The sequence below is a fragment of the Streptomyces sp. NPDC058459 genome (assembly GCF_042721685.1).
Taxonomy (GTDB): Bacteria; Actinomycetota; Actinomycetes; order Streptomycetales; family Streptomycetaceae; genus Streptomyces.
The window spans coordinates 1-19,481 of the sequence record NZ_JBHXLV010000123.1 but is presented as its reverse complement, the minus strand read 5'-3'; the positions used below and the strand labels follow the sequence as shown (position 1 = coordinate 19,481).

The following is a 19,481-nucleotide window of genomic DNA, read 5'->3' as shown; positions in this document are numbered from 1 at the left end:
CCGCATGGCTACGCCGTGCGGCGCGCGGGGACAGGGTCAGGAGAGGGCCGCCATGAAGTCCACGCACGCCTGGGCGCAGGTACGGCAGGCGGTGGCGGCGTTCTCCGCGCCGGGCTGGCCGTCGAACGCCTCGGCCGCCTCGGCGCAGAGCGAGCGGCACCACTCCAGCTGGAGCCTGATCTCGGCCTCGGTGCCCTCGCCGTCCGCGCGGCCCTCCTCGGACAGCGCGCGGCAGGTGGTGTCGCACACCTCGGCGCACATGATGCCGAGGCGGCGGGCGCGCTCCTGCCCGGCGGTGCCGTAACTGCCGACGAGGCTGGCGCGCACCGCGCAGGCCCGCGCGCAGTCGGAGCACGCCTGGGCGCAGGCGAACCGGTCCTCCAGGAATCGGTAGAGCTGCTCTCGTGAGGGGTGCGGAGGTGTCACACGGGGCGGGTAGCCGTGGTGCGGCGGCGTAAACGCGCGGGCGTCGGCCCGGTGGGCGCGGCGACCTCTCAGAGACTCACGGTACCCGGACAACCACCCTGAGCGTCCGGTTCGCACCTTTTGTGCGGGGTACTCCACTGCTATGGACATCGCGATGACGCAGTTGGCGGCACCGAGCGGGCTGATCAGCCTGGTGCTCTTCGTCGTGGCCGTCGGCGTGCTGGCACTGCTGGGCGGCGGCTTCTGGATCAACGAGCGGATCAAGGACAGGGAGCCGCTGCGCCCCAGCGCCGAGGAACAGCCGCACCTTCCCCCGGAGGGACGGACCCGGGAGGTGCAGGAGAACCGGGAGCCGGACGAGATCCCGCGCATCCCCAAGGGCGGGCGTGCGCTCACCCCCTACGAACTGACCAACATGGGCACCAGGACCAGCGAGAACAAGGACCGTCCGCGCTGGAGCAGGGGGTCGAGCGGCTCCTTCGGCGGGGGCGGCCCAGGCGCCCACTGACCCGGCACCCCGGCACCGGGGACCGCCTCAGCGTGGCCGTGCGTCGAGGGCTTCGACGTGGGCCAGGTTGTGGCGGTCCTCCTTGTCCTGGCTCGGCGCGGCCGCGAACCAGGCGTCGAGGATCTCCCTCAGCAGCGGTTGCGAGGTGAGCCGCAGACTGAGGGCGAGGACGTTGGCGTCGTTCCAGCGGCGCGCACCGTCCGCTGTCGCGGCGTCCGCGCAGAGCGCGGCACGTACCCCCGGCACCTTGTTCGCGGCGATCGAGGCGCCGGTGCCGGTCCAGCAGCAGACGACCGCCTGCTCGGCGGCGCCCCCGGCCACGTCCCGCGCGGCGGCCTCCGAGCACACCGCCCACCGCGGGTCGGCGCCGGCCCGCAGCGCGCCGTACTCGCGCACGTCGTGGCCCCGCTCGCGCAGCTCGGCCACCAGGAGCCTGGCCACCGGTTCGTCCATGTCGGAGGAGACGGAGATCCTCACGGGGCACCTCTTTTCCGCTTCGCCCGCTCAGCTCCCCAAGCTACCCAACTCGGCCTCCGAGAACGACAGCCGGGAGTGACCGGTCGCGGTGGGACTGGCGCTGCTCCTGCTGGGCCCGTCGGGGAGGAGAAACGGCCCTCGGTGCGGGTGCGCGGGCTCTCGTTGCCGATACGGACGGGGACACCGACCGGCGGCTCGCCGTCCGGCTTCACGCATGTGCCTGGTCAGAGCCGTGTCGCCGGGTGGAGCGTGCGACCGGGGCAGAGCCGTCGGGGCAGAGCTGTCAGGGCAGCACGCCGGCCGGTGATCCCGTCGCGGCCCGGGAAATGTCACTCACAGGCTGTCGGTGAAGCTGTTGGAGGCCAGTCCCCGTTACGCCCCGCCGAACCGCGCGAGCAGCAGTGCCACATCGTCGGCCGAGGACTGGTCGACCGTGTCGAGGAGCATGTCGCGGGTCTGCCGCAGCGAGCCGGTCGCGCCTTCCAGGGCCCGGCAGAGGGAGTGCAGCCCCACGTCGATGGCGTCGTACCTGGTCTCGACCAGGCCGTCGGTGTAGAGGGCCAGCAGGGAGCCCTCGGGCAGGTCGACGTCCAGCGTGCCGAAAGGTACTCCGCCGACACCCAGGGGTGCTGCGGTGGGGAGGGTGAGGAGCGTGGCCTCGTGACCCGGCTCGACGACTACCGGCGGGAGGTGGCCCGCGCAGGAGAACGTGCAGGTACCGCGCTTGGGGTCGCAGACCGCGTAGACGCAGGTGGCGAAGGACTCGCTGAGCGTGGCCGCGGTCTCGTCCAGATGCGCGAGCAGTTCGGCGGGCGGCAGGTCGAGCTTGGCCAACGCCCTTGTCGTGGTCCGCAGTTGGCCCATGATGGCGGCGGCCCGGACGCCGCTGCCCATCACGTCGCCGACCACCAGGCCCACCTTGCCGTCGCTGAGCGGCAGCACGTCGTACCAGTCGCCGCCGACCTCGGTGCCGCTGCCCGCGGGACGGTAGCCGACGGCGATCTCCAGGCCCTCGGGCTGCTCGGGCGGGGTCTGCGGGAGCAGGCTGCGCTGGAGGGTGAGCGCGGTGTCCCGCTCACGGCCGTACAGCAGGGCGTTGTCCACGCTGATGGCGGCCCGCCCGACGATCTCGCAGACCATCTGCAGGTCACGGCTGTCGAAGGGGCGGGTGTTGCCCGTGCGGTACAGGCTGAGCACGCCGAGCACGGTGCCGCGCGCGACCAGCGGCGCCACGAGGTAGCTGCGCACACCCGCCTTGCGGAGCGCGGCGACGGCCTGCTCGTCGCCGCCGATCCGGCGCAGTGCGGCACCGTCCACGCGGGAGATCATGGCCGGGGTACCCGCACGGACACTGCCGCGTATCATCGGCGGCCGCTCCTCGGTCGCCAGATCGTCCCAGAGCGCGGCCCCGCCCAGAGCGTCGTCCAGGTCGGCGGGGGCGACGGCGAGGGTGTCGAACCGGGCGTGCTCGCCGGCGACGGTCCGCCGGCCGGTGGCGACGGACTCCAGCAGGTCGACGGTGGCCAGGTCGGCGAACCGGGGCACGACGGCCTCGGCCAGCTCCCGCGCGGTCTGCCGCAGGTCGAGCGTGCTGCCGATGTCGGCGCTGGCCTCGGAGAGGGTGGCCAGGTGCCGGTGCGCGGCCGCGACCTCGGCGGCGGCGAGGTGACGCGCGGTGACGTCCACGACGGACACCGCGACCCCCAGCACCTGTCCGTGCCGGTCCTCGATCCGGTAGTACGACTCCGACCAGGCGTGGTCGTGGTCCGGGTCGGCCGGGACGCGGCCGATCGTGCGCTGGTCGAGGATCGGCTCGCCGGTGCGCAGCACATGCCGCATCGCGGTCTCGATCGCCTCCGTGTCCACCCCCGGCAGGGTGTCCTCAAGCCGCCGCCCGACGACCTCCTCCTCGGTCGCCCCGTTGGCCCTGGTCAGCGCGGCGTTGATGCGCATCCAGCGCAGCTCGGTGTCGAACACGGCGAGCCCGACGGGCGACTGGTTGATCACCAGCTCGGACAGGGCGAGGTCGCTCTCCACCCGGCGGATGGTGTCCACGTCGGCGACGAGTGCCAGCCCGAGCACGTTCCCGTCCGGGTCGTGCAGACGGCCTTTGCGGTATTCGACCGAACGGGTCGAACCATCCTTGCACCGGGCCCGGAAGACCCCCGCGACGGTGGTGCCGACCCGCGTCTGCTCGAACAGCTCATGAATGCGCCGGGCGTCTTCGGGCAGCGCCAGCAGCTCCTCGACCAACCGGCCGAGGGCCTCGGCCGCGTCGTACCCGAACAGCTGCTCGGCCTCGGGGCTCCACAGGACGACGCGGCCCTCGGCGTCCATGACCACGGCGGAGGCATGCAGCAGGTCGAGCAGGCCGCCGGCCACCCTGACCGCCCGGTCCCCCGCCGGGCCGGGCCCCGGGTCCCACAGGTCCTTGGCACCCATACCTGTCGCCTTCCCGTCGACCGGCCCGATGCGAGCACACGGGCCGCGTCTTTTGCATCAGCTCATACCACTATGCCGTGCGCCCCCGAACCGCTCCTGCCCGAGCGGCCCGGGTCACCGGCCCGACCGGCCCGTGGTGGGCCCCTTGTGTTAACGTGAAACTTTTGCACGGTGGTGACGGTCGCCGACCCCGCCCGTCCGGTCGCCGTGCCTCGTCCTACCGGGCCTTCCTCGGTACGTCCCCTCTTGCGGAAGGCTTGTCATGAACCACCCGGACCCCGCCGAGCCCCAGCACTCGGCCGTCACCTTCGCCGAGCTGGACCTCCCGCCCGCCGTGCGGCGCAAGCTCGCCGAGCTGGACGTGCGCGAGCCCTTCCCGATCCAGGCGGCCACGATCCCCGACGCGCTCGCCGGACGCGACGTCCTCGGGCGGGCCCGCACCGGCTCCGGCAAGACGCTCGCCTTCGGCCTCCCGCTGCTGGCCCGTACGGCGGGGCGCCGGGCGGAGCCGAAGCAGCCGCTGGCCCTGATCCTGGTGCCCACCCGCGAGCTGGCCCAGCAGGTCTGCGAGGCGCTCACCCCGTACGCCGACGCACTGGGGCTGCGCATGGCGGCGGTCGTCGGTGGCGTGTCGATCGGCCGGCAGATCGCGGCGCTGCGCGACGGCGCCGAGGTCGTCGTGGCCACTCCCGGCCGACTGCACGACCTCATCGAGCGCAAGGCGTGCCGCCTGGACCGGGTCCGCGTCACCGTCCTGGACGAAGCCGACCAGATGTGCGACCTGGGCTTCCTGCCGCAGGTCACCGAGGCGCTGGAGCAGGTACGGCCGGACGGTCAGCGCATGCTGTTCTCCGCGACGCTGGACCGCGATGTGGCCGACCTGGTCCGCGACCACCTCAAGGACCCGGCGTCCCACTCGGTCGACCCGGCCGCGGGCGCCGTCACGGCGATGGACCACCACGTCCTGCTCGTGCACGGACCGGACCGGTACGCCGTGACGACGGAGATCGCCGCGCGCGACGGCCGCGTCCTGCTGTTCCTGGACACCAAGCACGGCGTCGACCAGCTCACCCGGCATCTGCGGGGCAGCGGGGTGCACGCGGCGGCGCTGCACAGCGGCAAGTCCCAGCCGCAGCGCACGCGGACCCTCGCGCAGTTCAAGGACGGGCAGATCACCGCGCTCGTGGCGACCAACGTCGCGGCGCGCGGACTGCACATCGACGACCTCGACCTGGTGGTCAACGTCGACCCGCCCGCCGACGCCAAGGACTATCTCCACCGCGCGGGCCGCACCGCCCGGGGCGGCGACTCGGGCAGCGTCGTCACGCTGGTGCTGTCGGGGCAGCGGCGGGAGCTGAGCAAGGTGACGGCGGAGGCCGGCATCGAGCCGACGGTCACCAAGGTGCGCTCGGGTGAGGCGGCCCTGACCCGGATCACCGGCGCCCGCAAGCCCTCCGGCACCCCGCTCGACGGCGGTCCGTCGACACGTCCCAAGAACACCAACGCGCCCTTCCGCGGCATGGGCTCCACCAAGGACGCGTCCGGCGGCCGGCCGTCCCGCAAGACGAGCGAGGCGCGCAAGCTCGCCGAGGCCCGGCGGGCGGCGCAGGTCCGGCGCGGGCGCTGAAGTCGCGCGCCGTGCACCGGCGGGCGGCGCGGGTCCGGGGCGGGAGCTGAGGTCGGACGCGGGTGAGCCGGTGCAGGGCCCAGCCGACCACGGGCGCGTAGACAAGGGGTACCGGCACGGGTGCCGTCAGCCGGACGGCGACCCGGGTGGCCGTACCGGTCCACGAGGGTGCGCGGCCGGCGCTCCGGGGTGGGTGAGTCGATGCGGCCGGGGCGGCCCTGGAGACGGGGGTCGCCGGCGTTCACGACGCCCACCGGTGACCCGCTCTCGATGACGGCGACCTGCCGGACCGAGTTCTCCTCCATCAGCCGGGCGACGGTGCTGAGACCGTCGTCGATGTCCACGGTCACGAAACCCCCGTGCACCAGCTCGCCCACGGTCATCTCGTCGGCGTCGGCCGCGTCCGCGAGCGCGCGTACGACGAGGTCGTGATCGCTGACCAGTCCCCGCAGACTGCCGCCCTCCACCACGAGCACGACATCGACCCCGTCGTCACGCATCGTCCGCGCCACGGACGTCACCGACTCCCGGCCGTCCACCGTCGTGGGACTCCCGCTCATGATCTCGCGCACGCTGTACATCCCCACTGCCTTCCTCGATCGGCCACGGTCCTGCGCCCCACCGTGTACCCCAGAAGGTCCGACCGGCCCCGCGCCCAGGTGCGAACGGCCCGGCGCCCGGCCAGGGTGGTAGGAACACCTTCAGCAAGGAGCCCCCATGAACGACTCCGCCAAGGACCGCCCCGCCAAGGGTGACGAGGTCGCCTGGAGCACCCACGGCACCGAGACCACGGGCAAGGTCGAGAAGAAGATCACCAGCCGCACCGAGGCAGCCGGGCGCACGGTCGACGCCTCCCCGGACGACCCCCAGTACGAGGTCAGCAGCGACGAGACCGGCAAGAGGGCGGTACACAAGCCTTCGGCACTGAAGAAGAAGGGGAAGTCGTAGCGACTTGGTGAGGCATCCTCGCCAGGCAGCGCTTTCCCAGTCGCCGCTTCATCGTCGTCCTACGCGCGGGCGCGCGGCGCCGATCCTCAAGCGCTTCTCATGGTCTGGGAGGACGAGCACGACCGCCGAAGTACCCCACCCCGCCATGAGCCTTACCCGAAAAGGTGATTCATCAGGTTTCCTCACCCCCCGCGCGATCGGCGGTCTACGGTGAGTGCATGCCGCGCGGCCCGCCGCGGCCCCGTGAGAGGAGTGCCGTGTCATCACCCTGCGATCCCTCGGAAGCGCCGGTCGGCGATGTGGGTGCGGCGCTGCTGATGATCGACTCTCGGCTCCAGGCCATCTACGACGACAAGTCCGAGGTCGACCCCGAGTATCAGCGGCTGCTCGACCAGTTCGCCGCGTCCCTGGGCCCCACGGGACTCGACGCGCTGCTGGACGGAACCTGCACACTCATCTACCTGTTCATGAAGTGGCTTCGTCTGGCCTGCGAGGCGCACGACCAGGATGTCCTCGAGTCCGTGGTGCCCGCCCTGGTGAGCACGATGCGGAGGATGCCCAAGACCTTCCGTCCCGAGGTCATCCCCATCATGGCCGGCCTGCTCATCTCCTCCGGCCTCGGCCTGAGCCCGAGTCTGTGGCGCGCGCAGTACGGTCGTTGGACCGATGCCGAGATGAATCCCCTGGAGGGGACGGCCGTGCTGCTCGCCGAGCACATCAACCGCATGTCCGACGACCGTGACTTCGCCACCCGTATGGTCACCGACGCCCTGACCGGCGCCGACCAGGACTGACACCCTCCTCAGGGCAGCTCCGCGCCGGAGCTGCCCCGAGTGTCGGAGTGGCCGACTCCAGGGGCACCGACCCACCCTTGCCCTACAGCACCGCCAGCCGGTCCAGCAGCCGTTCGGCCTGCTGGATCTCCGCGCTCAGCGGATGGTCCTCCGTCACATGCGGCAGCCCAGCCGATGCCAGGGCGAACGCCTGGCGGAGCGGGGTGTCGGGGAGCACCGTGTCGGACATCCGCAACGCCCTTACCGCGCCCAGCAGTTCGCAGGCCAGCACCGTGCGGTACGCCGCCGTCGCCGCGACCGTGCTGCGGACCGCGTGGGTGGAGAAGCTGGCGTGGTCCTCCAGGCCGCGGGAGATGACCGCGGTGCCCAGGGTGACCGGCGAGGCGGCATGGCGCAGGGTGCCGAGGGCGTCGTGGGCGACGTATTCGAGGATCATGATGCCGGAGCTGCCCGCGGGGCCCTCGGCAAGGAAGGGCGGGAGACCGCTGAGGTCCGGTTCCACGAGGTCGCTGAGGCGGGCGGCGGACAGCTCGGCGGTGTGGTGGAGCGCGGCCCGCAGGTAGTCGAAGGCCAGCGCGACCGGAGCCGTGGAGAACTGGCCGTGGTGGTAGGCCTGTTGGGTCTCGGCGTCGATGAGCGGGTTCTCCGCCGCCGCGTTCAGGTCGACTTCCAGCACCTGTTCCACATGGGCGGCGGCCTCCAGCGCGGGGCCCTGCACCTGAGGGAAGGCCCGGAGGCCGAAGGGGTCCTGGAGGCGCCGTCCGGGCGGCAGATCGCCGCCCTCGGTGAGCAGACGTCGCAGTTCGGCCGCGCACCGCACGGCGCCGGGGTGCGGCCGTGAGGCGTGTACGCGCTCGTCGTACGCCTCGGCGGAGCCGCCCAGTGCGCAGAAGGTCAGCGCGGTCACCACATGGCTCGCCGCGAGCAGCCGGGACAGGTCGTGCCAGGCGAGTACGGCCTCGGCGAGGGTGGCGGCGTTGCTGGAGATGAACGCGAGCGCGTCGCCGGGGCTGATCGCGACCGGGTCGATCCCCCCGGACTCCCAGGGCAGTTCACCGGCGAGGGTCAGCGCGATCTCGGCCAGCGCGGTGAGGTCACCGGTGCCGATCGCGCCACGGGTGTGCACGAGGGGCAGCGCTCCGACCCGCAGGGCCTGCTCCAGCGCCCGGAGCAGCCGGGGGTGCACCCCGCTGCCCGCGGCGGCGAGCTGGTTGAGGCGGACGGCCATGACGGCGCGTACCGCGTCGTCGGGCAGCGGGGCGCCGGTGCCGCCGGCGTGGCTGCGCAGCAGACGCAGCCCGTGCAGGTCGGCGCCATCGGGGTCCACGACGATGTGGCGGTTGGCGCCGACGCCGGTCGTCCTGCCGTAGACCGCGCCCTTGGCACCCAGTTCCACGGCGAGTTCGTAACTCTGTGCCGCCCTGGTCAGCGCTTCGGGCGCCAGCTTCGGCCAGGCGCTGCGGCGCGCCACGCGGACGACGTCGGCGCACTTCAGTCCGGCGCCGCTGATCAGGATGCGGCTGGAGTCTGTCATCGCCACCCTCTTGACAGTATTTCATTCACTCTGTGAATAGCATGTAACTCTTGATTCATCACGCTGGCAAGAACAGCGGGAAGGTCGATGACCCGTTTCGTCGCGCTGCTCGGCTTCTACGGGTACGCGGAGTCCCGGCGTCGTCCGCGCAGCGCGACGACCGAGCCGGTGATCGCGCGCGGTGGCAACAAGTTCCAGGCCGCCGTGGACGCCGATCTGCGCAACCTCGCCGCGCTGCGCGCCCAGCTCGCCGACGAGACCCGGCTGCGCGCCGTCGCCGGGCGGCTGCTGGCGTCCGTGCCGCTGGTCGTCGTGGGGTATCGCGTGTCGGCCGCGCGGGCCGCCTCGTTCGCCTACCTTGCCACCAAGATCCATCCGGATGTCCGGCTGCTGACCGGCTCGGCCAGTGTGTCGGGCGACCACCAGGGCTCTGGGCCTGCACACGCTTCTGATCATGGACCGGCTCGTCTCGGCGCGGTGGAGGCGATGGCTGAAGCGGCCGGCGCCTCGGCCAGGCAACGAGTGGAAGGTTTCGAAGACCATGCCGCAGATCAGGACCTCTTCCTCCGGCAGTGACAACCCCGGCCCCTCCGGGAGCGGCGAGGCGGCCACCGCGTTCGACGACACCCCGCTCAACCGCTTCCACCTACGGATCACGGCGCTGACGTTCTGCGCCAACTACTCCGACGGCTACGAACTCGGCATCATCAGCATCGCCCTGCCGGTGATCGCCGGCCAGCTGGGATTCGGCTCGGTGTGGGAGGGCCTGCTCGGCGCGGCGGCGCTGATCGGCATCTTCCTCGGCAGCGTCGTCATCGGCTGGGCCGCCGACCGGATCGGCCGCCAGCGCCTCTACACGTACAACTTCCTGCTCATCGCGGTCGCGTCGGCGGCCGAGTTCTTCGTGACCGGTCCCGCACAGTTGTTCGTACTGCGACTGCTGATCGGCATCGGGATCGGCGCCGACTACGCGCTGGGCCCGACCCTCGTCGCCGAGTTCGTGCCGCGCCGCTACCGGGGCGGTCTGCTCGCCTCCCTGACCGTCATGTGGACGGTGGGCTACGTCGTCGCGTTCTTCCTCGGCAACTGGGTCGTCGGACTCGGGGGCGAGGCGTGGCGCTGGCTGCTCGCCTCCAGCAGCGTGCCCGCGCTCGCCGTGGTGCTGCTGCGGCTCGGTGTGCCCGAATCGCCGCGCTGGCTCCTCGCCCGCGGGCGCGTAGACCAGGCGCGGGCCGTGGTGCGCCGCCTCGGCGGCGACGAGGACGCGCTCGCGTCGCTGGCGCGGATCGCCCACACCGCCGCCGAGAAGCCGACGGCGCGCTACCGCGACCTGTTCGGCCGCGCGTACTGGCGGCGCACGGCGTTCGGCGTCATCTTCTACAACGCCCAGGTGGTGCCGTACTTCGCCATCTACACCTTCCTGCCGCTGGTCCTGGCCAGGATCGGGGTCGGCGAGGAGGACACCACCAGCGACGGCGTACTGAACCTGTTCCTGCTGGGCGGCAGTGTGGCGGGCCTGTGGTTCGTGGCGAAGATGAGCCGGCGCGGGCTGACGATCTGGTCGTTCGTCGTGCTGATCGCCGCGCTCGCTCCCATGGCGGTCTGGCCCGGCGCGCCGAAGGGCCTGCTCTTCCCGCTGTTCCTGGTGTTCACGTTCACCATGTCGGCGGCCGTCAACCTCGACCAGGTCTACCCGGCCGAGCTGTTCCCGACCGACCTGCGCAGCTCCGGCGTCGGCCTGCTGAACGGCATGAGCCGTATCGGCTCCGCTATCGGCACGTTCCTGCTGCCGCTCAGCCTCGAACACGCCGGGTTCTCCCCCACGATGCTCGCGCTGACCCTCGTCCTGGCGGTCGGCCTGGCCGCGTCGCTGGCGTGGGCCCCGGAGACGAAGAACGTGTCCCTGGACTGAGCGGTCGGGAGGTCCGCGAGTCTTGATCGCTGCCGAAACCGCTGATTTGCTGGCCGGCATGATGGATCTCGGACCCGTTGCCGGGCCGCCCGCCCCGCTCAGGACCGCCCGCCTCGTACTACGGGAGGCCGGGCCCCGGGACCGTGCGGCGTTCACCGAAGTGGAGCGGTTCCGGGCCTGGGGCGCCGACCAGTGGCTCGGAATACGGTCCCCGGTACCGGTACCGGTACCGGTACCCGGTTGAAGCGGTCCACAGCGTCCGCGCCCTGGGGCAGGGTCTCGTCCCGTGACCTGGACCAGGCCGTCGCCGGAGCCGTGTCCTTCCGCACTACGCCAGTGCCTCGAAGTCCACTTCCCCTGGCATCAGGGGCTGTTCGGTCCAGATGGTCTTGCCGGTCGGGCCGTAGCGGCTGCCCCAGCGGGTGCAGAGCTGGGCGACGAGGAAGAGGCCCCGGCCGCCCTCGTCGCTCCAGACCGCCCGCCGCAGCCGGGGCTGGGTGTTGCTGGGGTCGGTGACCTCGCAGACCAGTACGTCGTCGCGGATCAGCCGGAGTCCCACGGGGGCTCCGGCGTAGCGCACGGCGTTGGTGACCAGTTCGCTGACGATCAGTTCGGTGGTGAAGGCCAGCTCCTCCAGCCCCCAGGCGCCGAGTCGCTCCCTGACGGCCCGCCGGGCGTCGGCCACGACGGTCTCGTCGGCGCCGAATTCCCAGCTCGCGATGGACTCGGAGGGGATGGCGCGGGTGCGGGCCAGCAGCAGCGCGATGTCGTCGCGGGGCGGGTTCTCGCTGAGGTCGGCCTTGAGCAGACGGCCGGCGTCCGCCACGCTCCGGCCGTGGCCGCACGAGGTGGCGAGCCGACGGGTGAGCCAGCGCAGGCCCGCGTCCAGATCGCCGTCGTACTGCTCCAGGAGCCCGTTGGTGTAGAGGGCGAGGACGCTGTCGGGGGCCAGGTCGGTGGTGACGGTCTCGAAGGGCATGCCACCCACCCCGAGCGGCGGTCCCGGCGTGAAGCGGAGCACTCGGGAGGTTCCGTCGGGGCGGACCTCGACGGGGGGCGGGTGGCCGGCCCCGGCGGCGGCACAGCGGCGGGCGACGGGGTCGTAGACGACGTACAGGCAGGTGGCACCGTCCGGGTTGCCCCAGTCGGAGTCCTGGCCGAGCCGGCGTACCAGATCGTCGAGGTGGGTGAGGAGTTCTGAGGGGTCGAGTTCCAGGTCGGCGAGGGTGCGGACGGCGGTGCGCAGGGCACCCATGGCGGCGGTCGCGTTCAGGCCGTGCCCGGCCACGTCCCCGGCGACCAGGGCGACCCGGAAGGAGGGGAGCGGGATCACGTCGTACCAGTCGCCGCTGATCTCTGCGCCGCCGCCCGCGGGCAGGTAGATGCCCGCGGTCTCGGCCGCCGGGCTCCTGGTGGTGGCCGGGGGCAGCAGCCGCCGCTGGAGGGTCAGCGCCGTGCGGCGTTCGCGGGTGTAGCGGCGGGCGTTGTCGACGCCGAGCGCGGCCCGTGAGGCGATCTCCGCCAGCAGGTCGCCGTCCTCCGGCTCGAAGGGCTCGCGTTCCCCGGTGCGCCACACGGAGACGGAGCCCAGCACCAGTCCGCGCGCGTACAGCGGAGCCCACAGGCCGGAATGGCCGTGCTCCGGTACGAAACGGTGCGGCGACGCGGGGTCGCCGAGGACGCCCGCCACGGTGTCGGGGTCCAGCAGGACGGGCCGGCCGCGCTTGATCTCGCCCAGCTCGGCCGTGCACGGCAGCGGCGGGACCGGATCGCCGGGCTGGAAGAGGGCGCCGGTGCCGCCGCTGCCGTCCTCGGGGACCACGACGACGCGGCGCAGACGCGGGTCCTCCCCGCCGGTGGAGCACGCGGGTTCGTCGGCGCCGAGCACGGCGTCGGTCAGTTCGGCCCAGCCCACGTCCCCCAGGTCCGGGACCAGTACGTCCATCAGGTCGCGTACGGTGCGGATGACGTCGAGGGAGCCGCCGATGCGGTCGGCGGCCGCGTGCAGCACGTCGAGCCGCCGGCGGACCCGCTGCTGTTCCGGGGTGTCGGCGAACAGGGTGACGATGCCGATGGGGGCACCGGTGTCGTCCTCCACCCGGAAGGCACACATCGACAGGAGCTGATATCGCTCCCCGCCCTGCGGCGACCGCATGCACAGCGTCCTGCTGATCAGCGGCTCGCCGGTCTTGAGGACCCCGCACAGTTCGGCCTCCACGGCCTTGGCGTCCCTCAGGGTCGCCACGTCCGTCAGCCGGCTGCCGCGCGGCAGGGCGGCGCCGCCGAACACGCGGGGGGTGATGTTGGTCCACACGACGGTCAGGTCCACGTCGTGCATGCCGATGCCGACACGGTCCTGGGAGAGCAGCGCGCGCAGCATGCTGGCGTCCGCCTGCCAGCGGCTCACCCGCCGGGTGGGAGCCGCCAGCACCAGGGACTCCTCGGCGGGCTCGGTGCTCAGCACGCGGTAGCTGACGGCGACCGTCCCACCGGAACGGTGCCGCAGCAGGGTGTGCCCGTCCGCCGGGAGGGTGCCGTCAGCTCCGGCGCCGGGGCAGTCGCGCGCGATAAGGTCGCGTACCGGAAGCCCGCAGACCTCCTCAGCGGTCCGGCCCAGCAGTTCGGCGGCCGCGTGCGACCAGCGCACCACGGTGCCGTGGCCGTCGAGCACGGCCGTCGCGACGCCGGCGAACGAGAAAACGTGTTGCACGGCACCGGCGCTGCTCCCGCCCATCCCGCTCCTCCGGCTCGGTGCCCCCGCCTTTTTCCCACGGTACGTCCAACGGCACGGGGGTGCTTCACCACACAGGTCGGCCAGGTCGCCCGAGGCGGCCGGCCGTGCCCGGCGGTGTCCCGCCACAGCCCCTCCGGAGACCAGCCGGAGGCCATCGCCGCCGTGGAGAAGCACGTCCGCGCCGGGGAGAGCGATGCGGGTCCGCCGGGCGCCACCGGTAGCGGCGGGTCCGCGGTGGACCACCGCCCCCTGACCTGGTCGAAGTCCGCCGCGCGCCGCCCGCGGCGGGTCTGCCTGTCGGCGACGCCCGGCTGATTCGAGCCGAGGGGTGCGAGGGGCGCCCTCCGCGTATCCGCCGCGCAGCGGGTACCCGCCCGACCTGTACGGGACACGGTGAACAAGGCCTCGCCGGCTTTCGCGCCCTTCTCCGCCGGACCGAACCTGTTCGCCTTCTCCACCTACGTCTCCGCGACCACCGCCGGCGACCGGCTGAACCAGCTCGGGCGGATCATCCCCCTGATGCTGATCGGCCGCGGTCTCGGCCTGATCGTGAACCTCCGCGTCGCACCCCCGCTGCGGTACCGCAGCGCCGAGCACGGCCCCCAGGTGCTCGGCCGGGAAGATCGCGACCCTGTTGGACGACGTGGCCGAGACGCGCCGGCGGGCCGGCCCGGAGCAGACCTGTGGAGTCCGTCACCCGGGATCTTCGGCCAGGTCTACGCGCACGAGATCGCGGGCACCGGTGAGCAGCACGCCTCCCTGTGCCACGTGAGAGAGATGAGGGGTCGCCATGACCGCAGAGCAGCAGCGTGACCACACCGGGCAGGACCATGAGCACGAGTGGCCCGCCGTCAAGATCCACGAGGCGGACCCGGCGGCCGTGGAGGCCGATTTCTACCACGTACGCGAGACGGTCGGCCCCAAGGACCAGGAGCTGCTGGCGACGGTGCGGGACTGGGCGCGCAAGAACGTGGCGCCCATCGCGGACGACTACTGGGAGCGCGGCGAGTTCCCGCACGAGCTGATCCCGCGGTTGCCGGAACTGGGCATCGCGGGACTCCAGTTCAGCGGCTACGGCGCACCCGGCCGGGGCGCCCTGGTGGCCGGCCTGGTGAGCATGGAACTCTCCCGCGTCGACCCCTCGTTCGCCACGTTCTACGGCGTGCACAGCGGACTCGGCATCGCCTCGGTCATGGAGTGCGGTTCCGAGGAGCAGAAGCGGCGCTGGATACCGGAGATGCTGAGCTGGGAGCGGCTGGCCGCGTTCGCGCTGACCGAGCCCGGCGTCGGCTCCGGCACCTCGCGCGGGCTGACCACCACCGCCCGGCGCGAGGGCGACACCTGGGTGCTGAACGGGCGCAAGAAGTGGATCGGCAACGCCACCTTCGCCGACCTGGTGATCGTCTGGGCGAAGGACGAGGCCGACGGCGAGGTGAAGGGCTTCGTGGTGCGGCAGGGCGCCGAGGGCTTCACCCCGCACCGCATCGAGGGCAAGGTCTCGCTGCGCACCGTACAGAACGCGGAGATCGAGCTGCGCGACGTACGGGTGCCGGAGGCGGACCGGCTCCAGGAGGCGAACTCCTTCAGGGACACCGCCAAGGTGCTGCGCGCGACCCGGCTCGGTGTCTCCTGGAACGCGGTGGGCTGCGCCATGGGCGCGTACGAGGCCGCCCGCGCCTACACCCTGGAGCGCGAGCAGTTCGGCAAGCCGATCGCCGCGTTCCAGCTCGTCCAGGACCAACTGGCCCGGATGCTGGCCGACATCACCGCCTGCCAGACCATGAACGTGCGGGCGGCGCAGCTCCAGGACGCCGGCCGTCTCACCGACCAGCAGGCGTCCATGGCGAAGATGTTCAGCACCACCCGGACCCGCGAGGTCGTCGCCCACGCCCGCGAACTCCTCGGCGGCAATGGCATCCTGCTGGACCACGAGGTGGCCCGCTTCTGGGCCGACGCCGAGGCCCTGTACTCCTACGAGGGCACCCGCGAGATGAACTCCCTGATCGTCGGCCGGGCCGCGACCGGGATCAGCGCCTTCGTCTGAGACGCCGCGGGCCCCCCGACAGCGTTCTGCCGGGGGGCCGTTGCCGCTCTGCGCGTGCGTACCCGCGTACGTGCGCCCGATCAGTAGGCGGAGTTGACGTTGTCGATCGAACCGTAGCGGTGGGCGGCGTAGTTGGCGGCCGCGGTGATGTTGGCGACGGGGTCGGTCGCGCTGTGCGCGGTGCCGTTCACGTGATAGGCCCGGAAGGTGGGGTCGATCACCTGCAGGAGTCCCTTGGAGGGGATGCCGTTCCGCGCGTTGACGTCCCAGTTGTTCTGGGCGTTGGGGTTGCCGCTGGACTCGCGCATGATGTTGCGCTTGAGACCGTCGTAGCTGCCCGGGATGTGCTTGGCCTTCATGATGGCCAGCGACTGCTTGATCCAGCTGTCCAGGCTCCCCGACGCGGCCGAGGACGCGGTGTGCGCGGTGACCGGACGGGAGACGTGGGCCTCGGCGGCGAACGCGGACGACGGCATCAGGGTCGTGACGGCCACCGCGGCACCCGCGGTGGTCAGGCCGGCCAGGGCGAGCTTGCGCAGGCGGACAGGACGGCGGGAGGAAAAGATCGCGTTCAAAGAGGGGTCTCTCCAGAGGACGTCGTTGAGGCACCGGCCGGGAATCCGGTCGCGGCATCCGTTGGGCGTCGGGGCGAGGCCCCGCTGCCACCGGCAGACTTGAGCGGGCTCACCTGGTGATCACCCGGTCCGGCCCGCTGCTCCGGCGACAACAAACATGATGAGGGGAGGACAAATCCCCACGCAAGCATGTGACCTACTACCGCAATACGGGCAAAAAGCTCGACCTTGCCGACTCTGGGCTCGCGGTGCAGCTCGGGAGGGGTGCGCTTCTACGATCCACGGTAGGACGTGATCTGCCCCCTATGAGCGCCGTCACGGCTCACCCTCCGTCCGCACCACACCGGGCGACGATCCGGACACTCCGCGTCAGGACGCGGCAGCGCAACCGCCAGGCGAGGACAGCGGCTCAGGGATGTCCGGCATCCGCCCGGCGGCCGTCCTGCCGGCGACAGGGGGGCTTGCACCTCCTTCTCTTCTTCAGCCAGGGGCGCCGGCACCACCGGCATCGTGGTGACCGACCTGTCCGGAGACCCCGTCGCCACCGTCGAGGGCGAGCAGGGCGCCGACGGTCTCGCGCTGTCCCCCGACGAGGACACGAGACGACACCTCTCCCCCCGGTCCCGCTCGACCCGGAAACCGGCGGCTGCACGTTCGTGGACGATCCGGGGGAGCCGGCTGGTTCACCTACGAGCCCGCGTTCGGCGGCGACGTCACGCACGAGCCGGACGCGTCAAGATCACCCGAATGGCTGCGGCAGATCTGCCGCACCTCAAGTCGATTCCGCCGGCTCGCCGTCTCCGCCCCACGCCCGCGCACCCGGCGACGCACCTACAGGTCGAGCACGGTCACAGGCGTGCCGCGATGCCCGAGGTGACCCTGATGTCCATGCGACCGAAGCTCGCGAGGCGAGCGCGAGATTCTCTCCGCTCCACGTGACCTTCGCAGCCACAAGGCCGATACTGCCGACAGTAGTACTGCGATCCCGCCGCCACCGACCGCCCGTCGACACTTCAGACGCCCTTACGACGAACTGAGCGTACTCAGCCTGAACAGCCAAGTCTCTCACCAGAGCCCCGCTCGCCAGCCTCACCAGGAGACACCGATGAAGATGCTGATCAACGTCCCGGAAACCGTGGTGGCGGATGCGCTGCGAGGGATGGCGGCCGCGTATCCGGATCTGAACGTGGATGTGGAGAACCGGGTGATCGTCCGCCGGGACGCGCCCGTGGCCGGGCAGGTGGGGCTGATCTCGGGGGGCGGGTCGGGGCATGAGCCGCTGCACGGCGGGTTCGTCGGGCCCGGCATGCTCGCAGCGGCCTGTCCGGGTGAGGTGTTCACCTCCCCGGTGCCGGATCAGATGGCGCGGGCCGCGGCGGCCGTGGACAGCGGGGCCGGGGTGGTGTTCGTCGTGAAGAACTACACCGGCGACGTACTCAACTTCGACATGGCGGCCGAGCTGGCCGAGGACGAGGGAATCCAGGTCGGCAAGGTCCTCGTCAACGACGATGTCGCGGTCACCGACAGCCTCTACACGGCAGGCCGGCGCGGCACCGGGGCGACCCTGTTCGTGGAGAAGATCGCCGGTGCGGCGGCGGCCGAGGGGCAGCCGCTGGAGCGCGTGGAGGCGATCGGCCGCCAGGTCAACGACAGCTCGCGCAGCTTCGGTGTGGCCCTCAGCTCCGTCACCACCCCGGCCAAGGGCTCCCCCACCTTCGATCTGCCGCCGGGCGAGCTGGAGTTGGGCATCGGCATCCACGGTGAGCCGGGGCGGGAGCGGCGCCCGATGATGACCTCCGGGGAGATCGCCGACTTCGCGGTGAACGCGATCCTGGACGACCTCACTCCGCGCGGCCCGGTGCTGGTCCTGGTCAACGGCATGGGCGCCACCCCGCTGCTGGAGCTGTTCGGCTTCAACGCCGAGGTGCAGCGGGTGCTCGCGGAGCGGGGTGTGGCCGTCGCCCGCACGCTCGTCGGCAACTACGTGACCTCGCTCGACATGGCCGGCGCCTCCGTCACCCTGTGCCAGGTCGACGAGGATCTGCTGCGGCTGTGGGACGCGCCGGTCAGGACCCCGGCACTGCGCTGGGGGATGTGATACGGCGGAGTCAGTGGTCAACATCCCTACCAGCCAAGGAGATCCAGTGCTCGACGCCGACTTCTTCCGCCGTTGGATCACGGTGACCGCCGCGTCCGTGGACCGGGAGGCGCAACAACTCACCGCTCTCGACTCGGCCATCGGCGACGCCGACCACGGCAGCAATCTTCAGCGGGGCTTCACGGCCGTGCTGGCCGCCCTGGAGAAGGAGGCGCCGGACACGCCGGGTGCCGTGCTGACCCTGGCCGGGCGCCAGCTGATCTCCACGGTCGGCGGGGCGTCGGGGCCGTTGTACGGCACACTGCTGCGGCGGACCGGGAAGGCGCTCGGGGACGCGCCCGAGGTCAGCGAGGCGCAGCTGGCTGAGGCGTTGCGGGCCGGGGTGGACGGGGTGAAGGCGCTCGGCGGGGCGGCGCCCGGTGACAAGACGATGCTGGACGCGCTGATCCCGGCCGTCGACGCGCTCGGCGACGGTTTCGACGCGGCGCGCCGGGCCGCCGAGTCCGGTGCCGTGGAGACGACCCCGATGCAGGCCCGTAAGGGCCGGGCGAGCTATCTGGGTGAGCGCAGCATCGGTCATCGGGACCCCGGGGCCACCTCGTCGGCCCTGCTGATCGCGGCGCTGGTGACGGCGGAGGGAGGCTCCGATGAGTGACGAGCGGCATGTCGGGATCGTGCTGGTGTCGCACAGCGCGGAGGTCGCCGAGTCGGTGGCCGGGCTGGCGAAGGCCCTGGCGGGCGGTGCCACAGCGGTGCCGGTCGCCGCGGCGGGCGGTATCGAGGGCGGCGGCTTCGGCACCAGCGCGGAGCTGATATCCGCGGCGGCCGCCGCCGTGGACCAGGGCGCGGGGGTCGCGGTCCTCACCGACCTGGGCAGCGCTGTGCTCACGGTGAAGGCGTTGCTCGCCGAGGGTGACGAACTCCCGGACGGCGCCCGCCTGGTGGACGCCCCGTTCGTCGAGGGCGCGGTGGCGGCCGTGGTGACGGCGGCGACGGGCGCCGATCTGGACGCGGTGGTGGCCGCCGCGACGGAGGCGTACGCCTACCGCAAGGTGTGAGCGCGGGCCGGTCCCCGCCGCAGGGAGCCGGCCCACGTGCTGTCAGCCCGTGTGCCCGACGAACTTCCGGGCAGGCTCCTCCCCCTCGGCCACCGCGTCGTCGTGGTTCTCGACGGGCCGCGCCCGCGTGCCGGGGGGAGAAGTAGGGGTCGAGCTTCGGTCGCGGCGGGTGCCGGGCCAGCCGTCGCAGTCGATCTCCAAGAGGGTGGCGAGAGTCGCGTACGGCTGCCGTTCTACGGCCGGACGAAGCGGCGCACCAGGGGCTCACGGGGGTCCGACGGGCCGGGCCGCACAGGGTCCGGCC

The 19,481-nt window shown here is 72.2% G+C and carries 19 protein-coding genes and 1 pseudogene; 12 read left to right on the top strand and 8 right to left on the bottom strand.

Annotated elements, in window-relative coordinates; translation table 11 throughout:
• Positions 1-36: 36 nt before the first annotated feature.
• The gene (locus tag ACFWN1_RS21575; protein WP_384364235.1) at positions 37-426 is read right to left on the bottom strand and encodes a ferredoxin; all 390 of its coding nucleotides are present in this window, start codon (positions 424-426) and stop codon (positions 37-39) included.
• A gap of 142 nt (positions 427-568) precedes the next feature.
• Here ACFWN1_RS21575 and ACFWN1_RS21570 point away from each other — a divergent pair, with 142 nt between their 5' ends.
• A complete protein-coding gene (locus ACFWN1_RS21570; RefSeq protein ID WP_384364233.1) occupies positions 569-934 on the top strand; it encodes a DUF6479 family protein in 366 nt (121 codons plus the stop codon).
• Positions 935-961: 27 nt separating this feature from the next.
• On the opposite strand, the gene ACFWN1_RS21565 is transcribed toward ACFWN1_RS21570, so the two are convergent.
• Both ACFWN1_RS21565 and ACFWN1_RS21560 read right to left on the bottom strand, forming a co-directional pair.
• Complete coding sequence (locus ACFWN1_RS21565) at positions 962-1,411, bottom strand: RpiB/LacA/LacB family sugar-phosphate isomerase (protein ID WP_384364231.1); 450 nt, start codon at positions 1,409-1,411, stop codon at positions 962-964.
• A gap of 372 nt (positions 1,412-1,783) precedes the next feature.
• Positions 1,784-3,853, bottom strand: a complete 2,070-nt coding sequence (locus ACFWN1_RS21560) for a SpoIIE family protein phosphatase (RefSeq protein ID WP_384364229.1) — start codon at positions 3,851-3,853, stop codon at positions 1,784-1,786.
• A 262-nt stretch (positions 3,854-4,115) separates the two neighbouring features.
• On the opposite strand from ACFWN1_RS21560, the gene ACFWN1_RS21555 reads away from it, so the two are divergent.
• Positions 4,116-5,480, top strand: coding sequence for a DEAD/DEAH box helicase (locus tag ACFWN1_RS21555; RefSeq protein WP_384364227.1), 1,365 nt, complete (start codon positions 4,116-4,118; stop codon positions 5,478-5,480).
• Positions 5,481-5,722: 242 nt separating this feature from the next.
• On the opposite strand, the pseudogene ACFWN1_RS21550 reads toward ACFWN1_RS21555, so the two are convergent.
• Positions 5,723-6,040, bottom strand: a pseudogene (locus tag ACFWN1_RS21550) (CBS domain-containing protein); the annotation flags it as partial.
• A gap of 157 nt (positions 6,041-6,197) precedes the next feature.
• On the opposite strand from ACFWN1_RS21550, the gene ACFWN1_RS21545 reads away from it, so the two are divergent.
• Both ACFWN1_RS21545 and ACFWN1_RS21540 read left to right on the top strand, forming a co-directional pair.
• The gene (locus ACFWN1_RS21545; protein ID WP_384364225.1) at positions 6,198-6,428 is read left to right on the top strand and encodes a DUF2945 domain-containing protein; all 231 of its coding nucleotides are present in this window, start codon (positions 6,198-6,200) and stop codon (positions 6,426-6,428) included.
• 257 nt (positions 6,429-6,685) lie between these two features.
• On the top strand, positions 6,686-7,222 hold the full coding sequence (locus tag ACFWN1_RS21540; protein ID WP_384364223.1) for a hypothetical protein: 537 nt from the start codon (positions 6,686-6,688) through the stop codon (positions 7,220-7,222).
• An 82-nt stretch (positions 7,223-7,304) separates the two neighbouring features.
• Here ACFWN1_RS21540 and ACFWN1_RS21535 read toward each other — a convergent pair whose 3' ends face one another.
• Positions 7,305-8,756, bottom strand: coding sequence for an aromatic amino acid ammonia-lyase (locus ACFWN1_RS21535; protein WP_384364221.1), 1,452 nt, complete (start codon positions 8,754-8,756; stop codon positions 7,305-7,307).
• An 87-nt stretch (positions 8,757-8,843) separates the two neighbouring features.
• Here ACFWN1_RS21535 and ACFWN1_RS21530 point away from each other — a divergent pair, with 87 nt between their 5' ends.
• Together ACFWN1_RS21530 and ACFWN1_RS21525 are read left to right on the top strand one after the other, a co-directional pair.
• Positions 8,844-9,332: a hypothetical protein gene (locus ACFWN1_RS21530; RefSeq protein ID WP_384364219.1), complete on the top strand. Its 489-nt coding sequence runs from the start codon at positions 8,844-8,846 to the stop codon at positions 9,330-9,332.
• Entirely contained in the window at positions 9,298-10,668 is a 1,371-nt protein-coding gene (locus ACFWN1_RS21525) for an MFS transporter (RefSeq protein WP_384364217.1), read from the top strand. The genes ACFWN1_RS21530 and ACFWN1_RS21525 overlap by 35 nt, the downstream gene beginning before the upstream one ends.
• A gap of 328 nt (positions 10,669-10,996) precedes the next feature.
• Here ACFWN1_RS21525 and ACFWN1_RS21520 read toward each other — a convergent pair whose 3' ends face one another.
• A complete protein-coding gene (locus ACFWN1_RS21520) occupies positions 10,997-13,402 on the bottom strand; it encodes a SpoIIE family protein phosphatase (RefSeq protein WP_384364215.1) in 2,406 nt (801 codons plus the stop codon).
• Between the two features lie 114 nt (positions 13,403-13,516).
• Here ACFWN1_RS21520 and ACFWN1_RS21515 point away from each other — a divergent pair, with 114 nt between their 5' ends.
• The 3 genes from ACFWN1_RS21515 to ACFWN1_RS21505 all read left to right on the top strand — a co-directional run bounded on the left by ACFWN1_RS21515 (position 13,517) and on the right by ACFWN1_RS21505 (position 15,446).
• Positions 13,517-13,717, top strand: a complete 201-nt coding sequence (locus ACFWN1_RS21515; protein ID WP_384364213.1) for a hypothetical protein — start codon at positions 13,517-13,519, stop codon at positions 13,715-13,717.
• 78 nt (positions 13,718-13,795) lie between these two features.
• Positions 13,796-14,215 (top strand): hypothetical protein, encoded by a 420-nt coding sequence (locus ACFWN1_RS21510; RefSeq protein ID WP_384364211.1) that lies wholly within the window; start codon positions 13,796-13,798, stop codon positions 14,213-14,215.
• Positions 14,193-15,446: an acyl-CoA dehydrogenase family protein gene (locus tag ACFWN1_RS21505; RefSeq protein ID WP_384364209.1), complete on the top strand. Its 1,254-nt coding sequence runs from the start codon at positions 14,193-14,195 to the stop codon at positions 15,444-15,446. Before ACFWN1_RS21510 ends, ACFWN1_RS21505 begins: the two co-directional genes overlap by 23 nt.
• Positions 15,447-15,526: 80 nt before the next feature.
• Here the strand turns inward: ACFWN1_RS21505 and ACFWN1_RS21500 are convergent, their stop codons facing one another.
• Both ACFWN1_RS21500 and ACFWN1_RS21495 read right to left on the bottom strand, forming a co-directional pair.
• The gene (locus ACFWN1_RS21500; protein WP_384364207.1) at positions 15,527-16,021 is read right to left on the bottom strand and encodes a transglycosylase SLT domain-containing protein; all 495 of its coding nucleotides are present in this window, start codon (positions 16,019-16,021) and stop codon (positions 15,527-15,529) included.
• A 480-nt stretch (positions 16,022-16,501) separates the two neighbouring features.
• Positions 16,502-16,630 carry a hypothetical protein gene (locus tag ACFWN1_RS21495; RefSeq protein ID WP_384364205.1) on the bottom strand — a complete coding sequence of 43 codons (129 nt, stop codon included), beginning with the start codon at positions 16,628-16,630 and terminating at the stop codon, positions 16,502-16,504.
• Between the two features lie 496 nt (positions 16,631-17,126).
• Here ACFWN1_RS21495 and dhaK point away from each other — a divergent pair, with 496 nt between their 5' ends.
• The 3 genes from dhaK to ACFWN1_RS21480 are packed head-to-tail and all read left to right on the top strand — an operon-like array spanning position 17,127 to position 19,177.
• Positions 17,127-18,119 (top strand): dihydroxyacetone kinase subunit DhaK, encoded by a 993-nt coding sequence (dhaK, locus tag ACFWN1_RS21490; RefSeq protein WP_384364203.1) that lies wholly within the window; start codon positions 17,127-17,129, stop codon positions 18,117-18,119.
• Between the two features lie 46 nt (positions 18,120-18,165).
• Positions 18,166-18,774: a dihydroxyacetone kinase subunit DhaL gene (gene dhaL, locus ACFWN1_RS21485; RefSeq protein ID WP_384364201.1), complete on the top strand. Its 609-nt coding sequence runs from the start codon at positions 18,166-18,168 to the stop codon at positions 18,772-18,774.
• Positions 18,767-19,177 (top strand): PTS-dependent dihydroxyacetone kinase phosphotransferase subunit DhaM, encoded by a 411-nt coding sequence (locus tag ACFWN1_RS21480; protein ID WP_384364199.1) that lies wholly within the window; start codon positions 18,767-18,769, stop codon positions 19,175-19,177. Before dhaL ends, ACFWN1_RS21480 begins: the two co-directional genes overlap by 8 nt.
• The last annotated feature ends 304 nt before the right edge of the window (positions 19,178-19,481 follow it).

Excerpts from the sequence above, each read along its gene's own strand:
- ACFWN1_RS21555 (WP_384364227.1), top strand. The coding sequence starts at position 4,116 with ATGAACCACCCGGACCCCGCCGAGCCCCAGCACTCGGCCGTCACCTTC.
- ACFWN1_RS21505 (WP_384364209.1), top strand. The coding sequence starts at position 14,193 with ATGACCGCAGAGCAGCAGCGTGACCACACCGGGCAGGACCATGAGCAC.
- ACFWN1_RS21525 (WP_384364217.1), top strand. The coding sequence starts at position 9,298 with ATGCCGCAGATCAGGACCTCTTCCTCCGGCAGTGACAACCCCGGCCCC.
- ACFWN1_RS21560 (WP_384364229.1), bottom strand. The coding sequence starts at position 3,853 with ATGGGTGCCAAGGACCTGTGGGACCCGGGGCCCGGCCCGGCGGGGGAC.
- ACFWN1_RS21545 (WP_384364225.1), top strand. The coding sequence starts at position 6,198 with ATGAACGACTCCGCCAAGGACCGCCCCGCCAAGGGTGACGAGGTCGCC.
- ACFWN1_RS21520 (WP_384364215.1), bottom strand. The coding sequence starts at position 13,402 with ATGGGCGGGAGCAGCGCCGGTGCCGTGCAACACGTTTTCTCGTTCGCC.
- ACFWN1_RS21570 (WP_384364233.1), top strand. The coding sequence starts at position 569 with ATGGACATCGCGATGACGCAGTTGGCGGCACCGAGCGGGCTGATCAGC.
- ACFWN1_RS21480 (WP_384364199.1), top strand. The coding sequence starts at position 18,767 with ATGAGTGACGAGCGGCATGTCGGGATCGTGCTGGTGTCGCACAGCGCG.
- ACFWN1_RS21535 (WP_384364221.1), bottom strand. The coding sequence starts at position 8,756 with ATGACAGACTCCAGCCGCATCCTGATCAGCGGCGCCGGACTGAAGTGC.
- ACFWN1_RS21530 (WP_384364219.1), top strand. The coding sequence starts at position 8,844 with ATGACCCGTTTCGTCGCGCTGCTCGGCTTCTACGGGTACGCGGAGTCC.
- dhaK (WP_384364203.1), top strand. The coding sequence starts at position 17,127 with ATGAAGATGCTGATCAACGTCCCGGAAACCGTGGTGGCGGATGCGCTG.